The sequence below is a fragment of the Pseudomonas sp. D1HM genome (assembly GCF_019266105.1).
GTDB classification, from domain to species: domain Bacteria; phylum Pseudomonadota; class Gammaproteobacteria; order Pseudomonadales; family Pseudomonadaceae; genus Aquipseudomonas; species Aquipseudomonas taetrolens.
In genome coordinates this window covers 125740-145616 of the sequence record NZ_LRMN01000020.1, presented here as the reverse complement: position 1 = coordinate 145616, position 19877 = coordinate 125740, and the positions used below count along the sequence as shown (strand labels likewise).

The window sequence follows — 19877 nt, the reverse complement described above, 5'->3', positions numbered from 1 at the left end:
CCAGGGTCTTTACTGGTCCGTTGGACCAGACCTCATTATTCGCCGACGCTGATTTTCAGTCCGGCAGCTATTGCAAAAGGTGTCAGGGTTACGGCCAGGGCGGTCAGGCTGCCCAGCCAGAGCAGATAACCCGTCGCGGGCATTCCCTGGAGGGCGGCTTGCAGGGCGCCACTGCCAAGAATCAACACCGGGATATACAGGGGCAAAATCAACAATGCCAGTAACAGACCGCCACGCTTGAGGCCGACTGTCAGCGCCGCGCCCACGGCCCCGAGCAGGCTCAACACTGGAGTGCCAAGCAGCAACGACATCAGCAGTACCGGCAGGCAGGCTACCGGCAGTCCCAGCATCAACGCCAGCAGCGGTGACAGAATGACCAGCGCCAGGCCGGAAAACATCCAGTGTGCCAGCACTTTGGCCAGCACCAGTAGCGCCAGGGGGTGCGGCGAAAGGACCCACTGCTCCAGTGAACCGTCCTCGAAATCACTGCGAAACAGCCCGTCCAGCGAGAGCAGAACCGATAAAAGTGCTGCCACCCAGAGCAGCCCCGGAGACAAGGTTTGCAACAATTGAGTCTCAGGACCGACCGCCAGGGGAAACATGGCGATCACAATCGCGAAGAACACCAGCGGATTGGCCAACTCGGCAGGACGCCGGCACAACAGGCGCGCCTCACGCGCCAGTAATACGCCAAACACATTCATAAAGCCCATCGCCCCAGGTCGATATCGCGGTAACCGGCCGGCATCCGGGTCAACGTATGGTGAGTGGTGAGCACCACCATGCCGCCACGTTCGCAGTGGCCGGCCAGGTGTTCTTCAAGTTGCGCCACGCCGTGTTTGTCGAGCGCTGTAAACGGTTCGTCAAGGATCCACAAGGGCGGGCTGTCCAGATACAGGCGGGCCAGGGCCACCCGTCGCTGCTGGCCGGCCGACAGCGTGTGGCACGGCACATCCTCAAATCCGCTGAGACCGACGGCGGCCAGCGCTGCCCAGATCGCTTCGCGGCTGGCAGGACGGTGCAAGGCACATAACCAGGCGAGGTTTTCTTCGGCCGTGAGCAGGTCCTTGATCCCGGCAGCATGTCCGATCCACAGCAGGTTGCTGGTCAGTTGCGCACGCTGGTTGGCCAGGGCCTGGCCGTTGAGCCGGACTTCGCCCGCCGTCGGCTGCATCAGGCCCGCCAACAATCGCAGCAGGCTGGTTTTGCCACTGCCGTTGGGGCCGCTGATTTGCAACATGTCACCGCTGGACAGACGCAATTCGAGGTTCTCGAACAACATCCGCCAATCACGCTCACAGGCGAGTGCTACGGCTTCTAGAAGAGGGCTGGTCACGTAATTGAGGCCTTCACGGTTCAAGTCGGCTCAGGCTCGGCCGTTAAAGTGATGCAGGATAAATGCATTTGCGGCCCGTTTCAGGGAGCTGGATCAAACAATGGTGATGTTTTTAGGCTCCTTGAACAACGGGGCCGCATTATACATGCCATGTCCTACTCTAAAGATGGCAATTTCGACAGGTTGTAACGATGAAAGCCGACATGAATATTCCACCTCTTCCGTCAGCTGTGGCAAACGGCCCACGGCCCGCCCTGAGCGGTGGTGACGTGCTCACCTTGTTGCAACCCCTCGAAGGCCTGATCAGCCCCGGTCACCGCGCCACCGCTGAAGTGTTATCGCTCAAGCAGGGTGAGCTGGCGTTCCAGCTACTGCTTAAGTTGACCCTTGAAAGCGGGCGCCAGGCAAACGTGCACGTCAGCAGCAGCCAGCCCCTGCCGCTGGGTACGTTACTGAGCGTGAGTCAACCCACGGCAGGCAGCCTGGCCATCAGCGTACAGCAGGCATTGAGTCACCAGGCAAACGCCCTCACCCGCCTGGATACGCAACAGCTGCCACCGGGCACTTTGCTACAAGGCAAGGTGCTGAGTGCTCAAGTGCTGGCGCAGGCAAACGGCGAACCGACGATCTACCGCTCGCTGGTGACGCTGCTCAACAGCACCCTGAACACCCGCACCCTGACCCTGGAAAGCCCGCAACCCTTGCGGGTCGGCAGCTTGCTCAGCGCCCGGGTAGAAGACGCCCACACCCTGACATTCGTCTCGCTGGGCGGACGTCAGGATCAACTGGCCGTGACCCAGCAACTGGCCCGGCAACTCAGCCGCCAAGGCTCGCTGGAAGGTCTGCTGAGCGCCCTGCAAAAACTGCCCGCCCATCAAAACCTGCCGGCCGGTCTGCGCACCTCGATTGAAGCCCTGCTGGCGGGGCTGCCGACACCGCAGCAATTGGGCGACCCCAAGACCCTGAGCACCGCCTTGCTCAACAGCGGTGCCTTTCTGGAAGCCCGGCTGCTCAATGGCGAAGGTCGCGCACTGACGCCGGATCTCAAGGCCAGCGTGTTACGCCTGATCGCCCAGATCCTGCCCGGCGTCCCGGCCAACCCCGGTTTCAATCCGGCCGTCGCCGCCAGCGTCCAGGCCCAGGCCATGCCGACCTTTGTGCGCAATGCCCTGGGCATGCTCGGTCAGGTCAGCGCCAAAGCCCAGCCCGGTGGGTTTCCGCTGCCACAACGGGTGCTGCAAAATGCCGACAACCAAGACAGCCTGGAAAACCTGCTGAAACTGGCGGCAGCCGCGCTGTCCCGCCTGCAAAGCCATCAACTGTCCAGCCTGGAACAAAGCGGACGCACCCCCGACGGCAATCTGCTGACCACCTGGCAGCTGGAAATCCCGATGCGCAACGCCCACGACATCGTGCCGCTGCAGGTCAAGTTCCAGCGAGAAGAGCCCCCCGAAGATGAATCGGCACAAACCCCGCAAGCACGCGCGATCAAGGACCCTCTGTGGCGGGTCGAACTGGCCTTCGACCTCTCCCCCCTGGGCCCGCTGCATGTTCAGGCGCAATTGCTGCGCGGCAACCTCTCGGGCCAGCTCTGGGCACAACGGGCTTTTACCGCCGAACTGATTGCCAGCCAACTGGGCGACTTGCGTCAACGTTTGAACGATGCCGGGTTAAGCGTGACCGATCTCGATTGCCACCAGGGCACCCCGCCAGACAGTAGCCCCACCAAACTCGAACAACGCTGGGTCGACGAAACCGCATGAGCACACCGCCCGAACCGCGCCAGGCGATCGCCCTCAACTATGACGGCAAGCACGCCCCTACCCTCACCGCCAAAGGGGACGACGAACTGGCTGCCGCCATTCTTGAATGCGCCCGAGCGCACGAGATACCGATCTATGAAAACGCCGAGCTGGTCAAATTGCTGGCGCGCCTGGAACTGGGAGACAGCATCCCGCGGGAGCTGTACCTGACCCTGGCCGAGATCATCGCGTTTGCCTGGCAACTCAAAGGCAAGTTCCCGGTGGGATTTGATCCGGATGCGGGGACGCGGGAGCGGGACTGCACGGATCACGATCAGTAGCCGCTGCCGCAGGCCGGGCAAAGGCCCGAAGGGCCTTCAGGTTGCCTGCGCCAGCGGTTACAGGCTTTGCGACGTTGAGGATGCGCTTGAGCCTTTGTGCATTTTGCGCATCAGTTCGGCTTCGGCCTGGGTCAGGCCGCAGGAGTGAGTCAGCTCTTCGACACTGGCGCCCATGCTCACCAGGCGTGCTGCCTGGGTGAACGACAGGCTGGTGGGGTCGCGCTGTTCGAGTAGCGTCAGTTTCTCGGGCAGCGGCGCCAGCACCGCACGCAGCTGATGCAAGTCTTCACCCATTTGCACGGTGCCGTTCTGGTAGGTGTCCAGACGGCGCGCCAGCTCCCTGATACGCCGATCACGCAGCGCATCGCCCGCCGCCTGTTGCGCTGCGATCACGCGCTGACCGCGCACATGGGACACGAACACCCACAAGGTCACTGCCCATAGCAGGCCCAGGACGATTACCGCCGCCTCAAGCATCAATCAGAAGTTCTCCAGATCCGACCATTCTTCTTCGCTCATCATTTTATCCAGCTCAACCAGAATCAGCAGTTCGCCGTTCTTGTTGCACACGCCCTGGATAAACTTGGCCGACTCGTCGTTGCCCACATTCGGCGCAGTTTCAATTTCAGACTGACGCAGGTAAACCACTTCCGCCACGCTGTCGACCAGAATACCGACCACTTGCTTGTCGGCTTCAATGATCACAATGCGCGAGTTGTCGGTAATTTCGCTGTTCATCAGGCCAAAACGCTGACGCGTATCGATGACCGTCACCACGTTGCCACGCAGATTGATAATGCCCAGCACGTAGGATGGTGCACCCGGCACCGGAGCGATTTCGGTGTAGCGCAGTACTTCCTGCACCTGCATCACATTGATGCCGTAGGTTTCGTTGTCCAGCTTGAAGGTGACCCATTGCAGGATCGGATCTTCGGAACCCTGTGCGGCTGATTGTTGCATACCCAAACCTCTGACTAAAAAACCGCGGGTGCGGTGTGTACGGTCTGACCGCGGCCAAGGCCCGGTCGCTATTTGTCTGTGCCCGGCGCAGCGGCAATGTCTCTGTGCTTGAGCGCACCGCTGGCGATCAATTGCGCCAGCTGCGTTACATCCAGCAGCGCGCACATGTGCTCAATCACTGTGCCCGCCAGCCACGGACGCTGCCCGCGGCGGGTGCGCCATTTGATCTGGTCGGGGTCCAGGCGCAACGAACGGCTGACCTGATGCACCGCCAGCCCCCAGTCATGACCTTGAACCGAAATCACGTATTGCAGACCGTCGCGAAAATCCTCGCGGTAGCGCTCGGGCATCACCCAGCGCGCCGTATCCAGCACATTGAGGTTGCCGCTCTGGCTGGGCAGTATTCCCAGGAACCAGTCAGGCTGCCCGAACAACGGTGTCAGCTCGCGCCCGGTCAGGGAGTAGATCGAACCCAGGCACACCAGCGGCGCCGCCAGCGTCAGCCCGGCCACATCGAACAATAAACACTCGAAGGGCTCGGCGGCCCACGCGGGTCGACCGTCATCCGGCACCGATGCCAAAGGCCGGGGCGGCTCTGCCAAGGGCTGGGCCAGTGCCGGCAATTGCACCGGCATCGCCAGCGGTGCGACACGGGCATCGCGCACCTGCTCTTCAAGCACGGCGGCGGCAAACTCGTCCAGTAACGGGGCGTGCGGCTCAGGCAGCGGCAACGCTTCAGTCGCCTCTTGCAGCAACTCATCGAGATAGGACTGCAATGCCAACTGTGGACGGCTGGCAAGCGCGACTGGCGGCTTCATGAGGTGACCCATTCAACGGTCCTGCGAGACAGGCCTGTGGTGGTTATCGGCCGCGCAGCGCAGATACTTGAATGCACGGTCACGTCAAACGGCCTGCGGCGCGAGTTGACGGGTCAATAATTGCTTGAGCAAGGCACGATAGGCGACAACGCCACGGCTTTTGCCATCGAACTGCGAAGGCGTCTGCCCGGCCCGGCTGGCATCGCGCAGTCGGGTATCGACCGGAATGAAGCCCTGCCACAGCGTGTCCGGGTAATGATCGCGCAAATGCCGCAGCGTGCTCATCGACGCTTGGGTGCGACGGTCGAACAGGGTCGGTACCACGCAAAACGGCAGCGCCTGATTGCGTGAGCGGTTGATCATCGTCAGGGTGTGCACCATGCGTTCCAGGCCTTTGACAGCCAGGTGTTCGGTTTGCACCGGGATCACCAGTTGCTGGCTCGCCGCCAGTGCATTGACCATCAGCACGCCCAGCAACGGCGGGCTGTCGATAATGGCGTAGTCATAGTCCTGCCACAGCTGCGCCAGGCCACGGGCAATCACCAGCCCCAGGCCACTCTGCCCCGGCGACTGGCGCTCCAGCGTCGCCAGCGCGGTGCTGGAAGGCAGCAAGGCAATCTGTTCATGGCTGGTGGGCAACAGCAATTGCGCCGTCATGCCCTGCGGCACCTGCCCCTTGTGCAGGAACAAGTCGTAACTGCTCTGTTCCAGGGCGTCGGGGTCGTAACCGAAATAACTGGTCATGGAACCGTGGGGGTCGAGATCGACCACCACCACGCGCTTGCCCGCCTCAGCCAGCAAACCGGCCAGAGCGATGGATGTGGTGGTCTTGCCGACTCCACCTTTTTGATTGGCTACTGCCCAGACTCTCATTCAGTTGTTCCTCCCGGCTATGGCTGTGCCGGCCGAGAATTGACATGCACTTATAGGGTTGGCGACGGGGAATTGACGGCATTCCCACGAACCAGTGACTGTACGGGCGGCGGTGCAGTTTGTGTGCCAGCCCGCTTCAAGGCAGCATCCGGTGTGGCATTCGCCGTACCGGTTCCGGTCAGGCTGCGTCGCACTTCCAGGTTGCGCGACACCACCAGCACCACCCGGCGGTTGAGTGCGCGCCCCTGCGCCGTGGCGTTATTGGCCACCGGCTGAAACTCGCCATAGCCCACCGATGCCATGCGTCCGGGGTTCACACCCTGCATTGCCAACATGCGCACGATGCTCGCCGAGCGGGCCGACGACAGCTCCCAGTTCGTGGGATATTGCGCGGTGCGAATCGGCTGATTATCAGTAAAGCCTTCAACATGGATCGGGTTGTCGAGGGGTTTGAGAATCGCGGCCACCTTGTCGATGATGGAAAACGCCAGATCACTGGGCATCGCATCACCGCTGCCAAACAACAAACTGGAATTGAGCTCGATCTCGACCCACAGCTCATTGCCGCGCACCGTCAATTGTTTGGACGCGAGCAGGTCACCGAACGCGGTGGTGATGTCATTGGCAATGGTTTTGAGCGGGTCGTCGGGGTTTTGCCCAAGGCCTGCGTCGCTCAGTTCGCTGTCTTTGACCAGTGGCTGGGCGGGCTTCATGGTCCGGGCGCGCTCATCCCCGAGCGGGATCGGCCTGACGCTGCGCTCGGCATCATTGAACACCCCGAGCAAGGCCTCGGAGACCACCTTGTACTTGCCTTCGTTGATCGATGAAATCGAATACATGACCACAAAAAAAGCGAACAGCAAGGTGATGAAGTCAGCGTAGGACACCAGCCAGCGTTCGTGATTTACAGGCTCTTCATCCTGGCGACGACGGCGACTCATGATTACCCCATAAAGCCCTGAAGCTTGAGTTCAATGGAGCGCGGGTTTTCACCTTCGGCAATCGACAGGATGCCTTCGAGCAGCATCTCGCGGTACAACGCCTGGCGCCGGGCAATCGATTTGAGTTTGCTGGCCACCGGCAACAACACCAGGTTGGCACTGGCCACGCCATAGATGGTCGCGACAAAGGCCACCGCAATGCCGCTGCCCAGTTGACCGGGGTCCGCCAGGTTGCCCATCACGTGGATCAAGCCCATCACCGCCCCGATAATGCCAATGGTCGGCGCATAGCCGCCCATGCTTTCAAACACTTTCGCGGCTTCAATGTCGCGGCTTTCCTGGGTCAGGAAGTCGACCTCCAGAATGCTCCGGATAACCTCCGGTTCCATGCCATCGACCAGCAACTGCAAGCCTTTGCGCGCGTAGTTGTCCGGCTCGCTATCGGCCACACCTTCGAGACCCAGAAGGCCTTCCTTGCGGGCCGTCAGGCTCCAGTTGACGACACGGTCAATGCCGCCCGCCAGATCGATCGAGGGCGGGAACAGAATCCACACCACGGTTTGCATCGCCCGCTTGAACGCACTCATCGGCGACTGCAACAACGCCGCGCCCACCGTGCCACCCAGCACGATCAGCGCCGCCGGGCCATTGGCCAGGGCACCGAGGTGGCCGCCTTCGAGGTAGTTGCCGCCGATAATCGCGACAAAGGCCATGATGATGCCGATCAGGCTGAGCACATCCATCAGTGGCAGGCCTCGACCAGGTATTTGCCCATGTCGTCGAGGCTGTACACCGCATCCGCCAGACCGGCTTTAACGATGGCCATCGGCATGCCGTAAATCACGCAGCTGGCTTCGTCCTGGGCCCAGACATGGCTGCCACTTTGCTTGAGCAGGCGCGCCCCTTCCCGGCCGTCCGCGCCCATGCCGGTGAGGACCAGCGCCAAAACTTTGTCGCCATAGGACTTGGCTGCGGAACCAAAGGTAATGTCTACGCACGGCTTGTAGTTCAAACGCTCGTCACCCGGCAGGATACGCACCGTGCCACGGCCATCGATCATCATCTGCTTGCCGCCCGGGGCCAGCAGGGCCAGGCCCGGCCGCAGGACATCGCCGTCCTCGGCCTCTTTGACACTGATCCGGCAGAGCTTGTCGAGACGTTCGGCAAACGCCTTGGTGAACGCCGCGGGCATGTGCTGCACCAGCACGATGGGGGCCGGAAAGTGCCCGGGCAATTGGGTCAATACGCGCTGCAAAGCCACCGGGCCGCCGGTCGAGGTACCAATGGCTACCAGTTTGTAAGCCTTGCGCTTCGGCGCAGCAGACGTCGTCACCAGGGGCACTGCCGGGCGACTGGCAATCGGGGTCGTGCGAACGGGTGGCGGGCTGGCGGCGGGCACCCGTGGCGTTGCCAGCGGGGTCGAGAGCTGGGGGGCTGGCGCGCTGTAGCTGGACGAACGACGGTTGCTGCGGGAAATGCTGTGGACTTTCTCACACAGCAGTTGCTTGACCTTCTCCGGGTTACGCGAGATGTCCTCGAAGTTTTTCGGCAGGAAATCCACCGCCCCTGCATCCAGGGCATCCAGGGTTACCCGGGCCCCTTCGTGGGTCAGCGAGGAGAACATCAACACCGGGGTCGGACAGCGCTGCATGATATGACGCACCGCCGTGATGCCGTCCATCAATGGCATCTCGTAGTCCATGGTGATCACATCGGGCCTGAGCGCCAGAGCCTGGTCTATCGCTTCCTTGCCATTGGTGGCAGTGCCGATCACTTGAATCGTCGGATCGGCCGACAGAATTTCCGAGACGCGGCGGCGGAAAAAACCGGAATCATCCACCACCAGGACCTTGACTACCATAAACACTCCGTTAGACAGCGCACGGCGAAAATGCCCTGCGCCGCCAGAATCAAATACGCCGTGCGGCGTAGTGCTTGAGCATGCTCGGCACATCCAGGATCAAGGCAATACGGCCATCACCGGTGATGGTGGCGCCCGACATGCCCGGCGTACCCTGAAGCATTTTGCCCAACGGCTTGATGACCACCTCTTCCTGTCCGACCAACTGATCGACCACGAAACCGATGCGTTGGGTGCCCACCGACAGAATCACCACATGCCCTTCGCGCTGCTCTTCATGGGCGGCAGACGCCACCAGCCAGCGCTTGAGGTAGAACAGCGGCAATGCCTTGTCGCGCACGATCACCACTTCCTGACCGTCGACCACATTGGTACGTGACAGGTCGAGGTGGAAAATCTCGTTGACGTTGACCAGCGGGAAGGCAAACGCCTGGTTGCCCAGCATCACCATCAGGGTCGGCATGATCGCCAGGGTCAGCGGTACCTTGATCACGATTTTCGAACCCTGGCCCAGGGTCGAATGAATACTCAGCGAACCATTGAGCTGGGCGATTTTGGTTTTCACCACGTCCATGCCCACACCCCGTCCGGACACGTCGCTGATCTCGGTCTTGGTCGAGAACCCGGGGGCAAAGATCAGGTTGTAGCAATCGGACTCACTCAGGCGATCAGCCGCGTCCTTGTCCATCAGGCCTTTTTTCACCGCGATGGCCCGCAGGACATTGGCATCCATGCCTTTGCCGTCATCGGAGATCGACAACAGAATATGGTCGCCTTCCTGTTCGGCCGACAGAATCACCCGACCGCCACGCGGCTTGCCTGCGGCTTCACGCTCTTGCGGGGTTTCAATGCCGTGATCGACAGCGTTGCGCACCAAGTGCACCAGAGGATCGGCCAGCGCCTCGACCAGGTTCTTGTCGAGGTCGGTCTCTTCGCCAACCAGCTCCAGGCTGATTTCTTTATTCAGCTGACGCGCCAGATCCCGCACCAGTCGCGGGAAGCGACCGAATACTTTCTTGATCGGCTGCATGCGGGTTTTCATCACCGCGGTTTGCAGGTCGGCGGTCACCACGTCGAGGTTCGACACCGCCTTGGCCATCGCTTCGTCACTGCTGTTGAGGCCCAGGCGCACCAAACGGTTACGCACCAGGACCAACTCGCCGACCATGTTCATGATGTCGTCGAGTCGCGCGGTATCCACCCGAACCGTGGTTTCAGCCTCTGAGGCAACCGGTTTTTCTGCGCCAGCGGACGGACGCGCCGGCGCCGGCCTGGCGGCGGCTTTTTTCGGTTGCGGTGCGACCAGCGCTGCCACCGCAGGCGCTACAGCGACGGCAGCCGAGTCGGCCGAGAACTTGCCCTTGCCATGCAACTCATCGAGCAAGGCCTCAAACTCATGATCACTGATCAGGTCCGGATGGCTGGCAGCTTCAGGCGCTGCGGATGGCGCGGCAACCGTGGCCGAGACGGCAGCCTCGGTGACAGGTACGGCGGATGCCTGCAGCGCATCGCTGCTGAACGCACCTTTGCCATGCAGCTGATCCAGTAACGCTTCAAACTCATCGTCAGTGATTTCATTGCCGGTTTCGGCAGGCTCAACCGCGGCGGCGGGTACCGCATCGACTACCGTGTCCGCCACGACGTCCGCAGAGAAACGCCCCTTGCCGTGCAACTGATCGAGCAGCGACTCGAACTCGGCATCGCTGATGTCATCACTGGCGGCGATGGCCGGGGCATCGGCCTTGATTGCATTCAACGAGTCCAGAAGCAACTCGAACTCGTCATCGGTGATATCGCTGCTGTCGCTGGTCACAGCCGCTGCAGGTTGCGGTTCAGGCACCACCAGCGCTGCAGGTTCTGCCAGACGCGCCAATGCCGCCAGCAACTCGGGCGTTGCCGCCGTGACCGGGCTGCGCTCGCGCACTTGGGTGAACATGCCATTGACGGCGTCCAGCGCTTCCAGCACCACGTCCATCAATTCCGAGTCGACCTTGCGCTCACCCTTGCGCAGGATGTCGAAAACGTTCTCGGCAATGTGGCAGCACTCCACCAGCTCATGCAGCTGCAAAAAGCCGGCGCCCCCTTTTACAGTGTGAAAACCGCGAAAGATTGCATTGAGCAAATCCGCATCGTCCGGTCGGCTTTCCAGCTCAACCAGTTGTTCGGACAACAGCTCTAGAATCTCGCCGGCTTCAACCAGGAAATCCTGAAGGATTTCTTCATCGGCGCCGAAGCTCATGTATGTGCTCCTTGAAGTAGGTCTGTGCGACGCCGGACAACAACGCCCGCGCGCCTACTCAAGACCTAGAAACCTAAACTGGACAGCAAATCGTCTACATCATCCTGACCGGATACGACGTCATTACGCTTATCGGCATGAATCTGCGGACCTTCACCCTTCGCCTGGTTTTTTTGCGAATTATTTTCAGCGCGCAGGGCTTCACGGTCATGTTCGATCCCTGCGAAGCGATCGACCTGGCTCGCCATGAGCACCAGCTTGAGCAGATTGCTTTCGACATCCGTGACCAGTTGCGTCACCCGCTTGATCACCTGACCGGTGAGGTCCTGGTAATCCTGGGCCAGCATGATGTCGGTGAGATGAGCGGACACCACCTGATTGTCGCGATCACTGCGCGTCAGAAAACTGTCAACCCGGCGCGCCAGCTCACGAAACTCTTCAGCACCGATCTCGCGCCGCATAAAGCGACCCCAGTCAGCACTCAGGGCTTTGGCTTCCTGCCCCTGGCCGTTGACCAGTGGCGTGCAGTGCTCAACCAGGTCCATGGTTCGATTGGCAGCCGCTTCCGTCAGGCGCACAACATAAGCCAAACGCTCAGTGGCATCCGTGATCTGCGACACTTCTTCAGCCTGCGGCACCGTCGGGTCAATATGAAAGTTGACGATGGCACTGTGCAATTCACGGGTCAGCTTGCCGACTTCCCGATACAGGCCACGGTCGCGGGTCTGGTTCAGTTCATGAATCAGTTGCACCGCATCGCCGAACTGGCCGTTTTCAAGGCTTTCGACCAATTCCCGTGCATGTTTTTTCAGGGTCGATTCAAACTCGCCCAATGTAGATTCTTGCAGCTCCATAACGCCCCCGAGGCAAACCGATCAGCCGATGCGATCAAAGATTTTTTCAATCTTGTCTTTGAGTGCGATCGCCGTGAACGGCTTGACCACATAGCCATTAACCCCGGCCTGGGCGGCTTCGATGATCTGTTCACGCTTGGCTTCGGCGGTCACCATCAGCACCGGCAAATGCTTGAGCTTTTCGTCGGCCCGCACGTGGCGCAGTAACTCGATACCGGTCATGCCGGGCATGTTCCAGTCCGTCACCAAAAAGTCGATGTGACCCTGGTTAAGGAGCGGCAGCGCGGTAATACCGTCATCTGCCTCGACCGTGTTGGTGAACCCGAGGTCACGCAACAGGTTTTTGATGATCCGCCGCATCGTTGAAAAATCATCAACGATGAGGATTTTCATGTTCTTGTCCAATTCGACCTCCAAGCAGTTTTAAACGCGCCCAGCCTGTGAGCGCGCCATTCAATCAATTCGGTTATTACGTTTCAGAACCTGCAGCAGCACGCTTGCTCGCGATGAGGTCGCGTAAACCGCATCGCGAGCAAGCTCGCTCCTGCAGGGGGCCTATGCGATCAGTGCGCTCGCCACTGGCCCAGACGTGCGCGCAGTCGTGCGGCGCACTGGCTGTGCAGCTGGCTGACCCGCGATTCGCTCACCCCCAGCACTTCGCCGATTTCCTTGAGGTTCAGCTCCTCGTCGTAATACAGCGCCAGTACCAAGCGCTCGCGCTCCGGCAAATTGGCGATGGCGTCGGCCAGTGCCGTTTGAAACCGCTGGTCTTCCAGATCCCGCGAAGGCCCGAGTTGAGCGCTCGCGCCATCCTCGTGCAGCCCTTCGTGTTCGCCGTCCTGCAGCAGGTCATCAAAACTGAACAGGCGGCTGCCCAGGGTGTCATTCAAAATCGCGTAATAATCATCAAGGCTTAACTGGAGTTCGGCCGCAACTTCATGATCTTTAGCGTCACAGCCGGTTTTTGCTTCAATTACCCGAATGGCGTCACTGACCATGCGGGTATTGCGGTGCACCGAGCGCGGTGCCCAGTCGCCCTTGCGCACTTCGTCGAGCATCGCGCCACGAATGCGGATCCCCGCATAGGTCTCGAAACTCGCGCCTTTGGTTGCGTCGTATTTGGTCGACACTTCAAGCAGGCCGATCATCCCCGCCTGAATCAGGTCATCCACCTGCACGCTGGCGGGCAAGCGCGCCAGCAGGTGATACGCGATGCGCTTGACCAGCGGCGCATAGCGCTCGATCAGCTCATACTGGCTGTCGCGTGACGACTTGCTGTACATGCGATAACCGCTGGCCGTCATCAGAACTGCCCCCCACCCTGGCGCACCAGACGCTCAACAAAAAATTCCATGTGACCACGGGGGTTGGCCGGCAATGGCCAGGTATCGACTTTCTGCGCAATGGCCTTGAACGCCAGCGAGCATTTGGAGCGCGGGAATGCTTCGTAGACAGCCCGCTGTTTCTGCACCGCCTTGCGCACGCATTCGTCGTAAGGCACGGCGCCTACATATTGCAGGGCCACATCGAGAAAACGGTCGGTGACCTTGGTCAGTTTGGCGAACAGGTTGCGGCCCTCTTGCGGGCTTTGGGCCATGTTTGCCAGCACGCGAAAGCGGTTCATGCCGTAATCGCGGTTCAGCAGCTTGATCAAGGCATACGCGTCGGTGATCGACGTCGGCTCGTCGCACACCACCAGCAGCACTTCCTGAGCGGCGCGCACGAAGCTCACCACCGACTCGCCGATCCCGGCCGCCGTGTCGATCACCAGCACGTCCAGGTTGTCGCCCAGGTCGCTGAACGCCTGAATCAGGCCGGCGTGTTGCGCCGGGCTCAAATGGACCATGCTCTGGGTGCCTGAGGCCGCCGGCACGATGCGAATCCCGCCAGGGCCTTGCACCAATACGTCACGCAGCTCGCAACGCCCCTCGACCACATCGGCCAGGGTAAATTTGGGCGTCAGTCCGAGCAGGACATCAACATTCGCCAACCCAAGGTCAGCGTCCATCAACATGACGCGCCTGCCCAACTCGGCCAGCGCGATGGACAAGTTGACTGACACGTTAGTTTTACCGACGCCACCCTTGCCGCCGGTCACTGCGATAACCTGTACGGGATGCATGCTGCCCATGATCTTTCTTTACCTTGTCTTACTTAGACGCGGCTACATAGGTTGGCTGCGCGTTCCCCAGCGGAACAACACCTTGCAGACCATCAATGTAGGTACATTGCAACGTAATCGTAGCTAACTCAGCCGACCCGCTTGGGGGGGCTGTGATAGATATCAGCGAACATATCGGCCATGGCCTCTTCGCTGGGTTCTTCCTGCATTTGCACACTGACTGCACGACTCACCAACTGGTGACGCCGCGGCAGGTGAAGGTCATCGGGTATACGTGGACCGTCCGTGAGGTAAGCCACCGGCAACTCGTGACCGATGGCCAGACTCAACACCTCACCCAGGCTTGCCGTTTCATCCAGTTTGGTCAGGATGCACCCGGCCAGCCCGCAACGCTTGTAGCTCAGGTACGCGGCCGCCAGTACTTGCTTCTGACTGGTGGTGGCCAATACCAGATAATTTCTCGCCTTGATGCCGCGCCCCGCCAGGCTCTCCAGTTGCAACCGCAGCGCCGGGTCGCTGGCCTGCAGGCCGGCGGTATCCACCAGCACCACGCGCTTGCGTTCCAGCGGTTCGAGCGTCTGGCCCAACGACTGCCCAGGCGCTACATGGGTCACGGACACATTCAAGATACGCCCCAGGGTCTTGAGCTGCTCCTGGGCACCGATCCTGAAACTGTCCATGCTCACCAGCGCGATATGCTGCGCGCCGTACTTGAGTACATAACGCGCCGCCAGCTTGGCCAGCGTCGTGGTTTTGCCCATGCCAGCCGGGCCGACCATCGCAATCACCCCGCCCTCTTCCAGCGGCTCAAGCTCCGGCGTGATAATCATCCGCGCCAGGTGCGCCAACAACATGCGCCAGGCCTGGCGCGGCTCCTGGATGCCCACCACTTGCGCCAGCAGATCCCGCGACAGCGGCCCGGACAAACCGATGCGCTGCAGTCGGCGCCATAAATTGGCCTGCTCGGGCATGCTTCCCTGGAGCTGATTCCAGGCCAGCGAACCCAGCTGTACTTCCAGCAACTCCCGCAACCCGGAGAGCTCGGAGCGCATGGTGTCGAACGCATGCTGGTCCATCGACTGCATGACCACTGGCGCCGGGCGCTGCGGTTCGACCGGGACCGGTTCAATCAACGGTTCGGCGGCGGTCAGCGGCAAACCGGCAAACAGCTGACGGCTGCCCTCGGCATCGCCCTCACCGCGCAGACTCAGTTCGGCCTGGGCCGAAACAATCCGTGACTGGGTCTTGCGCAGTTCTTCTTCAAGCTCAATGTTTGGCACCCGGGGTGCCAGCGCGGACAGCTTGTAATCCAGGGCCGCGGTCAATTCCACGCCCCCGGCAATCCGGCGGTTACCAATAATGGCGGCATCTGCCCCCAACTCATCACGTATCAGCTTCATGGCCTGACGCATGTCGGCGGCGAAAAATCGCTTCACTTGCATAAATCAAACCCTCAGCCGTTAGGGCCTACTGTCGCGACGATCGTGACTTGCTTGTTGTCAGGAATTTCCTGGTACGCCAGCACATGCAGGTTCGGCACCGCCAAACGGCCAAACCGCGAAAGCATTGCGCGTACCGGACTTGCCACCAGCAAGATCACCGGGTTGCCTTGCATCTCCTGACGCTGAGCCGCATCGATCAACGAACGCTGGAGCTTTTCAGCCATGCTCGGCTCCAGCAAAACACCTTCATCCTGGCCTTGTCCGGCCTTCTGCAAACTATTGAGCAATATTTGTTCCAACCTTGGCTCCAAGGTGATCACAGGCAGCTCGGACTCAACGCCTACAATGCTTTGCACGATTGCGCGGGACAGCCCGACCCGCACCGCCGCGACCAAAGCGGCAGTATCTTGACTCTTATGGGCATTATTGGCGATCGCCTCGGCAATGCTGCGAATATCACGCACCGGCACCTGCTCGGCCAACAAGGCCTGCAACACCTTGAGCAACTGCGACAGGCTCAACACCCCGGGCACCAACTCTTCAGCCAGCTTGGGGGACGCCTTGGCCAGCAACTGCATCAACTGCTGCACTTCTTCATGACCAATCAGCTCATGGGAGTGTTTGTACAGAATCTGATTCAAGTGGGTCGCCACCACCGTACTGGCATCCACTACGGTATAGCCCAGCGATTGCGCCTGACTGCGCTGACTGACCTCAATCCACACAGCTTCCAGACCAAAGGCCGGATCTTTGGTGGTAATGCCGTTCAACGTACCGAATACCTGCCCTGGATTGATCGCCAGCTCCCGGTCCGGGTAAATCTCGGCCTCGGCCAGAATCACCCCCATCAGGGTCAGCCGATAGGCGCTGGGCGCGAGGTCGAGGTTGTCGCGGATATGCACGGTGGGCATCAAAAAGCCCAAATCCTGAGACAGCTTTTTGCGCACGCCCTTGATCCGCGCCAGCAACTGGCCGCTCTGATTGCGATCCACCAGCGGGATCAGGCGGTAGCCCACTTCCAGGCCAATCATGTCGATCGGCGTCACGTCATCCCAGCCCAGCTCCTTGGTTTCCAGGGCTCGGGCCGGAGACGGCAGCAACTCTTGCTGGCGCTGCACCTCTTGCAGGGCCTGCGACTTGACCACGGCCTGTTTTTTCCACATCAGGTACGCCACGCCGCCAGCCACGGCGGCCAGGCTCAGGAAGGAAAAATGCGGCATGCCCGGCACAATCCCCATCACCGCCATCAAACCGGCGGATACCGCCAGCGCCTTGGGCGAGGCGAACATCTGCCGATTGATTTGCTTGCCCATGTCTTCAGAGCCTGAAGCCCGGGTGACCATGATCGCGGCGGCCGTCGACAGCAGCAGCGAGGGCAGCTGCGCCACCAAACCGTCACCGATGGTCAGCAAGGCGTAGACCTTGCCGGCTTCGCTGAAGCTCATGCCGTGCTGGAAGATACCCACGGCCATACCGCCGATCAGGTTGATGAACAGAATCAGCAAGCCAGCGATGGCATCCCCGCGCACGAATTTGCTGGCACCGTCCATGGAGCCGTAGAACTCCGCCTCCTGAGCCACTTCCTGACGGCGCAGCTTGGCCTGGTTCTGATCGATAAGGCCGGCATTGAGGTCCGCGTCGATCGCCATTTGCTTGCCGGGCATGGCATCGAGGGTGAAGCGCGCACTCACCTCGGAAATGCGCCCGGCCCCTTTGGTCACCACCACAAAGTTGATGATCATCAGGATGGCGAACACCACGATGCCGACCACGTAGTTACCGCCGATCACCACCTCGCCGAAGGCCTGGATCACCTTGCCCGCCGCCGCGTGACCCTCTTGCCCGTGGAGCATCACCACCCGGGTCGACGCCACGTTCAGCGCCAGGCGCATCAGGGTCGCCACCAGCAAAATGGTCGGGAACACCGCGAAGTCCAGCGGACGCAAGGCGTACACGCACACCAGCAGCACCACAATCGACAGCGCGATGTTGAAGGTGAAAAACACATCCAGCAAAAATGCAGGGATGGGCAACATCATCATCGCCAGCATCACCAACAGCAACAACGGCACACCCAACTGCCCCTGACCCAATCCGGCCAGACCGTTGCGTGCGGTGTTGATTAACTGAGAGCGATCCAATGACATTGCGAGAAACCTTTAGCAAACTTTTGACGCCATACGCGCCACAAAGCCTGCTTGTGCAAGAAGCCTTCCAACTCTCTGTTTGCTCTAAAAATCATTCGATTAAGATGGCGAAGCAGGCGGGATGCTCACCTGCCCCTTCATTCTGTAGCCGCTGCCGAAGGCTGCGATGGGTTGCGCAGCGACCCCGTTTTGAAGGCCCTTCGGGCCTTATCGCAGCCTGCGGCAGCGGCTACACACGTCGATTCGTAGCCGCGTCCGACTGCGAAGCAAGCGTAATCCACCTGGGCGTCGCCTCGTTTCACCTGCCCATTCATCTGTAGCCGCTGCCGAAGGCTGCGATGGGTTGCACACGTCGATTCGTAGCCGCGTCCGGCGGCGACGAAAACGCGGTCAGTTCCAGTGCCACTCACCCAGGTCGATCACCAGGCACGCATTGCTGCTGGACTCAAATGCCACATCGATCCTGCGATTGGGTTCGTAATGCGGCGAGCCGCGTCCACCGATCAGGATCTCGCCGCATCGCTCGTCCCACTCGCCCGCGCCACCCTGCCATATCGGCACATTGGCCAGCCGCAACTGGCGCAGCAGCTTGTACAAGATAAAGCTGCGCACACAACGTCCATTGATGCCTTCAAAACTCAATGATTTGCGCAGGAATCCCAGGATCGAATCCCGCTCCTGATGGCAACGCGTCATGATTGCCTCGTAGTACTGCGCCCGCCCGCTGCCTTCGGGTACCGTCGGCAGTGCAATCAATGCCAGCAGGTTGGTGCATTCGTTGCCAAAGCCGATAACGTGCGAACCCTGTAACTGATCCAGCCAGAAAATCGCAAATGTGCCGTCCAGCACCGGGAAGGTGGTGAACGGGCTCTCAAGATCGACGCACGCGATATCGCGTGAGTCGCTCAGCGCATAAGTGCTGGCAGAGCCTTGAGGAATAAGGGTTAACTCGATGGACATCGCGCATCTCCATTGCAGGCACGAAGCTTCATGACTCTCGGCCTTTTCAAGTTAAGCAGATTTACGCAAAGCCACTACTGATAACAAGTGCCACAGTCGCGGCTTACTCGTCACGCCTCAGGTCTGGCGGAATCGGCAGGTCTTTCAGTGGGTCCGGGCGTTTGCCACGGCCGGCCTGGTGCTGACGAATCTGGTACACGTAGGCCAATACCTGGGCCACGGCCAGGTACAGCCCGGCGGGGATTTCCTGCTCAAGCTCAGTGGAGTAGTAGATCGAGCGCGCCAAGGCCGGGGACTCCAGCAACAGGACGTTGTGCTCCTTACCAATCTCACGGATTTTCAGCGCCAGGAAGTCGCTGCCCTTGGCCAGCAACATCGGCGCCCCGCCTTCTTGCGGGTCGTACTTGAGGGCGACGGCGTAATGCGTCGGGTTGGTGATGATCACATCGGCATCGGGGATCGCTGCCATCATCCGCCGCTGGGACATGTCGCGCTGAAGCTGACGGATCCGCTGCTTGACCTCGGGCCGGCCTTCCTGATCCTTGTGCTCGTCGCGCACTTCCTGCTTGGTCATCAGCAGCTTCTGATGGCTTTCCCACAGCTGCACCGGCACGTCGACTGCAGCGATCAGGATCAGCCCGCAGGCCATCCACAAAGCACTCCAGCCAACCACTTGCAGGCTATGGATCACCGCCAGCTCCAGCGGCTCGTGAGCAATGCGCAACAGGTCGTCGATGTCGGACTTCAAGACCAGCAGCGCGACGATCAGGATGATGAAAAACTTGGCCAGCGCCTTGAGCAGCTCTACCAGCGCTTTGGTCGAGAACATGCGCTTGATCCCGGCGGCCGGGTTCATGCGACTGAATTTCGGGGCCAGGCTGCCCGCAGCAAACAGCCAGCCGCCAAGCGAAATGGGGCCGACCAGCGCGGCGATCAACAAGGTGATCAACACCGGCTGCACAGCCAGCAGTGCGATTTTTCCGGAGTGCAGCAGGAAAATACCCATGGAGTCGGTATTGAGCAGCACCTCGCGACTCAGGCTGAAGTTGTAGCGCATCAACGCCATCAGGTCCTGAGCGAGGGCGCCACCAAAAATCAACAGCCCTGCCGATCCGGCGAGCATGATTGCCAGCGTGTTGAGTTCTTTGGAGCGCGCTATTTCACCCTTTTCTCTGGAGTCCTTTTTTCGTTTCTCCGTGGGGTCTTCTGTTTTGTCGGCACCGCTTTCACTTTCTGCCATC

General features: G+C 60.5%; 20 protein-coding genes. 2 read left to right on the top strand and 18 right to left on the bottom strand.

Translation table 11 applies throughout. The features are described from left to right. Positions 1–35: 35 nt before the first annotated feature. Positions 36–704 carry a heme exporter protein CcmB gene (gene ccmB, locus AWM69_RS19510; RefSeq protein WP_048383225.1) on the bottom strand — a complete coding sequence of 223 codons (669 nt, stop codon included), beginning with the start codon at positions 702–704 and terminating at the stop codon, positions 36–38. Beyond that, the gene (gene ccmA, locus AWM69_RS19505; protein WP_131654555.1) at positions 701–1336 is read right to left on the bottom strand and encodes a cytochrome c biogenesis heme-transporting ATPase CcmA; all 636 of its coding nucleotides are present in this window, start codon (positions 1334–1336) and stop codon (positions 701–703) included. The genes ccmB and ccmA overlap by 4 nt, the downstream gene beginning before the upstream one ends. 191 nt (positions 1337–1527) lie before the next feature. On the opposite strand from ccmA, the gene AWM69_RS19500 reads away from it, so the two are divergent. Further along, entirely contained in the window at positions 1528–3099 is a 1572-nt protein-coding gene (locus tag AWM69_RS19500) for a flagellar hook-length control protein FliK (protein WP_218728037.1), read from the top strand. Then, entirely contained in the window at positions 3096–3419 is a 324-nt protein-coding gene (locus AWM69_RS19495) for an EscU/YscU/HrcU family type III secretion system export apparatus switch protein (RefSeq protein WP_218728036.1), read from the top strand. Before AWM69_RS19500 ends, AWM69_RS19495 begins: the two co-directional genes overlap by 4 nt. A 57-nt stretch (positions 3420–3476) precedes the next feature. Here AWM69_RS19495 and AWM69_RS19490 read toward each other — a convergent pair whose 3' ends face one another. The 16 genes from AWM69_RS19490 to flhB all read right to left on the bottom strand — a co-directional run bounded on the left by AWM69_RS19490 (position 3477) and on the right by flhB (position 19876). Beyond that, positions 3477–3899 carry a DUF2802 domain-containing protein gene (locus AWM69_RS19490; RefSeq protein ID WP_218728035.1) on the bottom strand — a complete coding sequence of 141 codons (423 nt, stop codon included), beginning with the start codon at positions 3897–3899 and terminating at the stop codon, positions 3477–3479. Then, on the bottom strand, positions 3900–4379 hold the full coding sequence (locus AWM69_RS19485; RefSeq protein ID WP_048383045.1) for a chemotaxis protein CheW: 480 nt from the start codon (positions 4377–4379) through the stop codon (positions 3900–3902). Positions 4380–4447: 68 nt separating this feature from the next. Then, positions 4448–5197: a chemotaxis protein CheW gene (locus AWM69_RS19480; RefSeq protein WP_218728165.1), complete on the bottom strand. Its 750-nt coding sequence runs from the start codon at positions 5195–5197 to the stop codon at positions 4448–4450. A gap of 84 nt (positions 5198–5281) precedes the next feature. Beyond that, positions 5282–6070 (bottom strand): ParA family protein, encoded by a 789-nt coding sequence (locus AWM69_RS19475; RefSeq protein WP_048383044.1) that lies wholly within the window; start codon positions 6068–6070, stop codon positions 5282–5284. A 50-nt stretch (positions 6071–6120) separates the two neighbouring features. Beyond that, on the bottom strand, positions 6121–7011 hold the full coding sequence (motD, locus tag AWM69_RS19470) for a flagellar motor protein MotD (RefSeq protein ID WP_218728033.1): 891 nt from the start codon (positions 7009–7011) through the stop codon (positions 6121–6123). 2 nt (positions 7012–7013) lie between these two features. Next, positions 7014–7754 carry a flagellar motor protein gene (locus AWM69_RS19465; protein WP_218728032.1) on the bottom strand — a complete coding sequence of 247 codons (741 nt, stop codon included), beginning with the start codon at positions 7752–7754 and terminating at the stop codon, positions 7014–7016. Further along, positions 7754–8872, bottom strand: a complete 1119-nt coding sequence (locus tag AWM69_RS19460) for a chemotaxis response regulator protein-glutamate methylesterase (protein WP_218728031.1) — start codon at positions 8870–8872, stop codon at positions 7754–7756. Before AWM69_RS19460 ends, AWM69_RS19465 begins: the two co-directional genes overlap by 1 nt. A gap of 49 nt (positions 8873–8921) precedes the next feature. Further along, positions 8922–11111: a chemotaxis protein CheA gene (locus tag AWM69_RS19455; RefSeq protein WP_218728030.1), complete on the bottom strand. Its 2190-nt coding sequence runs from the start codon at positions 11109–11111 to the stop codon at positions 8922–8924. A 65-nt stretch (positions 11112–11176) separates the two neighbouring features. Beyond that, positions 11177–11965: a protein phosphatase CheZ gene (locus AWM69_RS19450; RefSeq protein WP_131654487.1), complete on the bottom strand. Its 789-nt coding sequence runs from the start codon at positions 11963–11965 to the stop codon at positions 11177–11179. A 21-nt stretch (positions 11966–11986) separates the two neighbouring features. Continuing rightward, entirely contained in the window at positions 11987–12358 is a 372-nt protein-coding gene (locus AWM69_RS19445) for a chemotaxis response regulator CheY (protein WP_162199358.1), read from the bottom strand. A 170-nt stretch (positions 12359–12528) separates the two neighbouring features. Further along, positions 12529–13272: an RNA polymerase sigma factor FliA gene (gene fliA, locus AWM69_RS19440; RefSeq protein ID WP_256930455.1), complete on the bottom strand. Its 744-nt coding sequence runs from the start codon at positions 13270–13272 to the stop codon at positions 12529–12531. Then, a complete protein-coding gene (fleN, locus tag AWM69_RS19435) occupies positions 13269–14096 on the bottom strand; it encodes a flagellar synthesis regulator FleN (RefSeq protein ID WP_131654489.1) in 828 nt (275 codons plus the stop codon). The genes fliA and fleN overlap by 4 nt, the downstream gene beginning before the upstream one ends. A gap of 119 nt (positions 14097–14215) precedes the next feature. Next, positions 14216–15529 carry a flagellar biosynthesis protein FlhF gene (gene flhF, locus AWM69_RS19430; protein ID WP_218728029.1) on the bottom strand — a complete coding sequence of 438 codons (1314 nt, stop codon included), beginning with the start codon at positions 15527–15529 and terminating at the stop codon, positions 14216–14218. An 11-nt stretch (positions 15530–15540) separates the two neighbouring features. After that, on the bottom strand, positions 15541–17670 hold the full coding sequence (flhA, locus tag AWM69_RS19425) for a flagellar biosynthesis protein FlhA (protein ID WP_048383222.1): 2130 nt from the start codon (positions 17668–17670) through the stop codon (positions 15541–15543). 396 nt (positions 17671–18066) lie between these two features. Then, positions 18067–18636: a hypothetical protein gene (locus AWM69_RS19420; protein WP_131654490.1), complete on the bottom strand. Its 570-nt coding sequence runs from the start codon at positions 18634–18636 to the stop codon at positions 18067–18069. A gap of 103 nt (positions 18637–18739) precedes the next feature. Next, positions 18740–19876: a flagellar biosynthesis protein FlhB gene (gene flhB / locus AWM69_RS19415; RefSeq protein WP_048383033.1), complete on the bottom strand. Its 1137-nt coding sequence runs from the start codon at positions 19874–19876 to the stop codon at positions 18740–18742. Position 19877 lies beyond the last annotated feature (1 nt).

Excerpts from the sequence above, each read along its gene's own strand:
- AWM69_RS19465 (WP_218728032.1), bottom strand. The coding sequence starts at position 7,754 with ATGGATGTGCTCAGCCTGATCGGCATCATCATGGCCTTTGTCGCGATT.
- fleN (WP_131654489.1), bottom strand. The coding sequence starts at position 14,096 with ATGGGCAGCATGCATCCCGTACAGGTTATCGCAGTGACCGGCGGCAAG.
- AWM69_RS19475 (WP_048383044.1), bottom strand. The coding sequence starts at position 6,070 with ATGAGAGTCTGGGCAGTAGCCAATCAAAAAGGTGGAGTCGGCAAGACC.
- ccmB (WP_048383225.1), bottom strand. The coding sequence starts at position 704 with ATGAATGTGTTTGGCGTATTACTGGCGCGTGAGGCGCGCCTGTTGTGC.
- flhF (WP_218728029.1), bottom strand. The coding sequence starts at position 15,529 with ATGCAAGTGAAGCGATTTTTCGCCGCCGACATGCGTCAGGCCATGAAG.
- AWM69_RS19455 (WP_218728030.1), bottom strand. The coding sequence starts at position 11,111 with ATGAGCTTCGGCGCCGATGAAGAAATCCTTCAGGATTTCCTGGTTGAA.
- AWM69_RS19460 (WP_218728031.1), bottom strand. The coding sequence starts at position 8,872 with ATGGTAGTCAAGGTCCTGGTGGTGGATGATTCCGGTTTTTTCCGCCGC.
- motD (WP_218728033.1), bottom strand. The coding sequence starts at position 7,011 with ATGAGTCGCCGTCGTCGCCAGGATGAAGAGCCTGTAAATCACGAACGC.
- flhB (WP_048383033.1), bottom strand. The coding sequence starts at position 19,876 with ATGGCAGAAAGTGAAAGCGGTGCCGACAAAACAGAAGACCCCACGGAG.
- AWM69_RS19480 (WP_218728165.1), bottom strand. The coding sequence starts at position 5,197 with ATGAAGCCGCCAGTCGCGCTTGCCAGCCGTCCACAGTTGGCATTGCAG.
- AWM69_RS19500 (WP_218728037.1), top strand. The coding sequence starts at position 1,528 with ATGAAAGCCGACATGAATATTCCACCTCTTCCGTCAGCTGTGGCAAAC.
- AWM69_RS19485 (WP_048383045.1), bottom strand. The coding sequence starts at position 4,379 with ATGCAACAATCAGCCGCACAGGGTTCCGAAGATCCGATCCTGCAATGG.
- AWM69_RS19450 (WP_131654487.1), bottom strand. The coding sequence starts at position 11,965 with ATGGAGCTGCAAGAATCTACATTGGGCGAGTTTGAATCGACCCTGAAA.
- AWM69_RS19420 (WP_131654490.1), bottom strand. The coding sequence starts at position 18,636 with ATGTCCATCGAGTTAACCCTTATTCCTCAAGGCTCTGCCAGCACTTAT.
- AWM69_RS19495 (WP_218728036.1), top strand. The coding sequence starts at position 3,096 with ATGAGCACACCGCCCGAACCGCGCCAGGCGATCGCCCTCAACTATGAC.
- AWM69_RS19445 (WP_162199358.1), bottom strand. The coding sequence starts at position 12,358 with ATGAAAATCCTCATCGTTGATGATTTTTCAACGATGCGGCGGATCATC.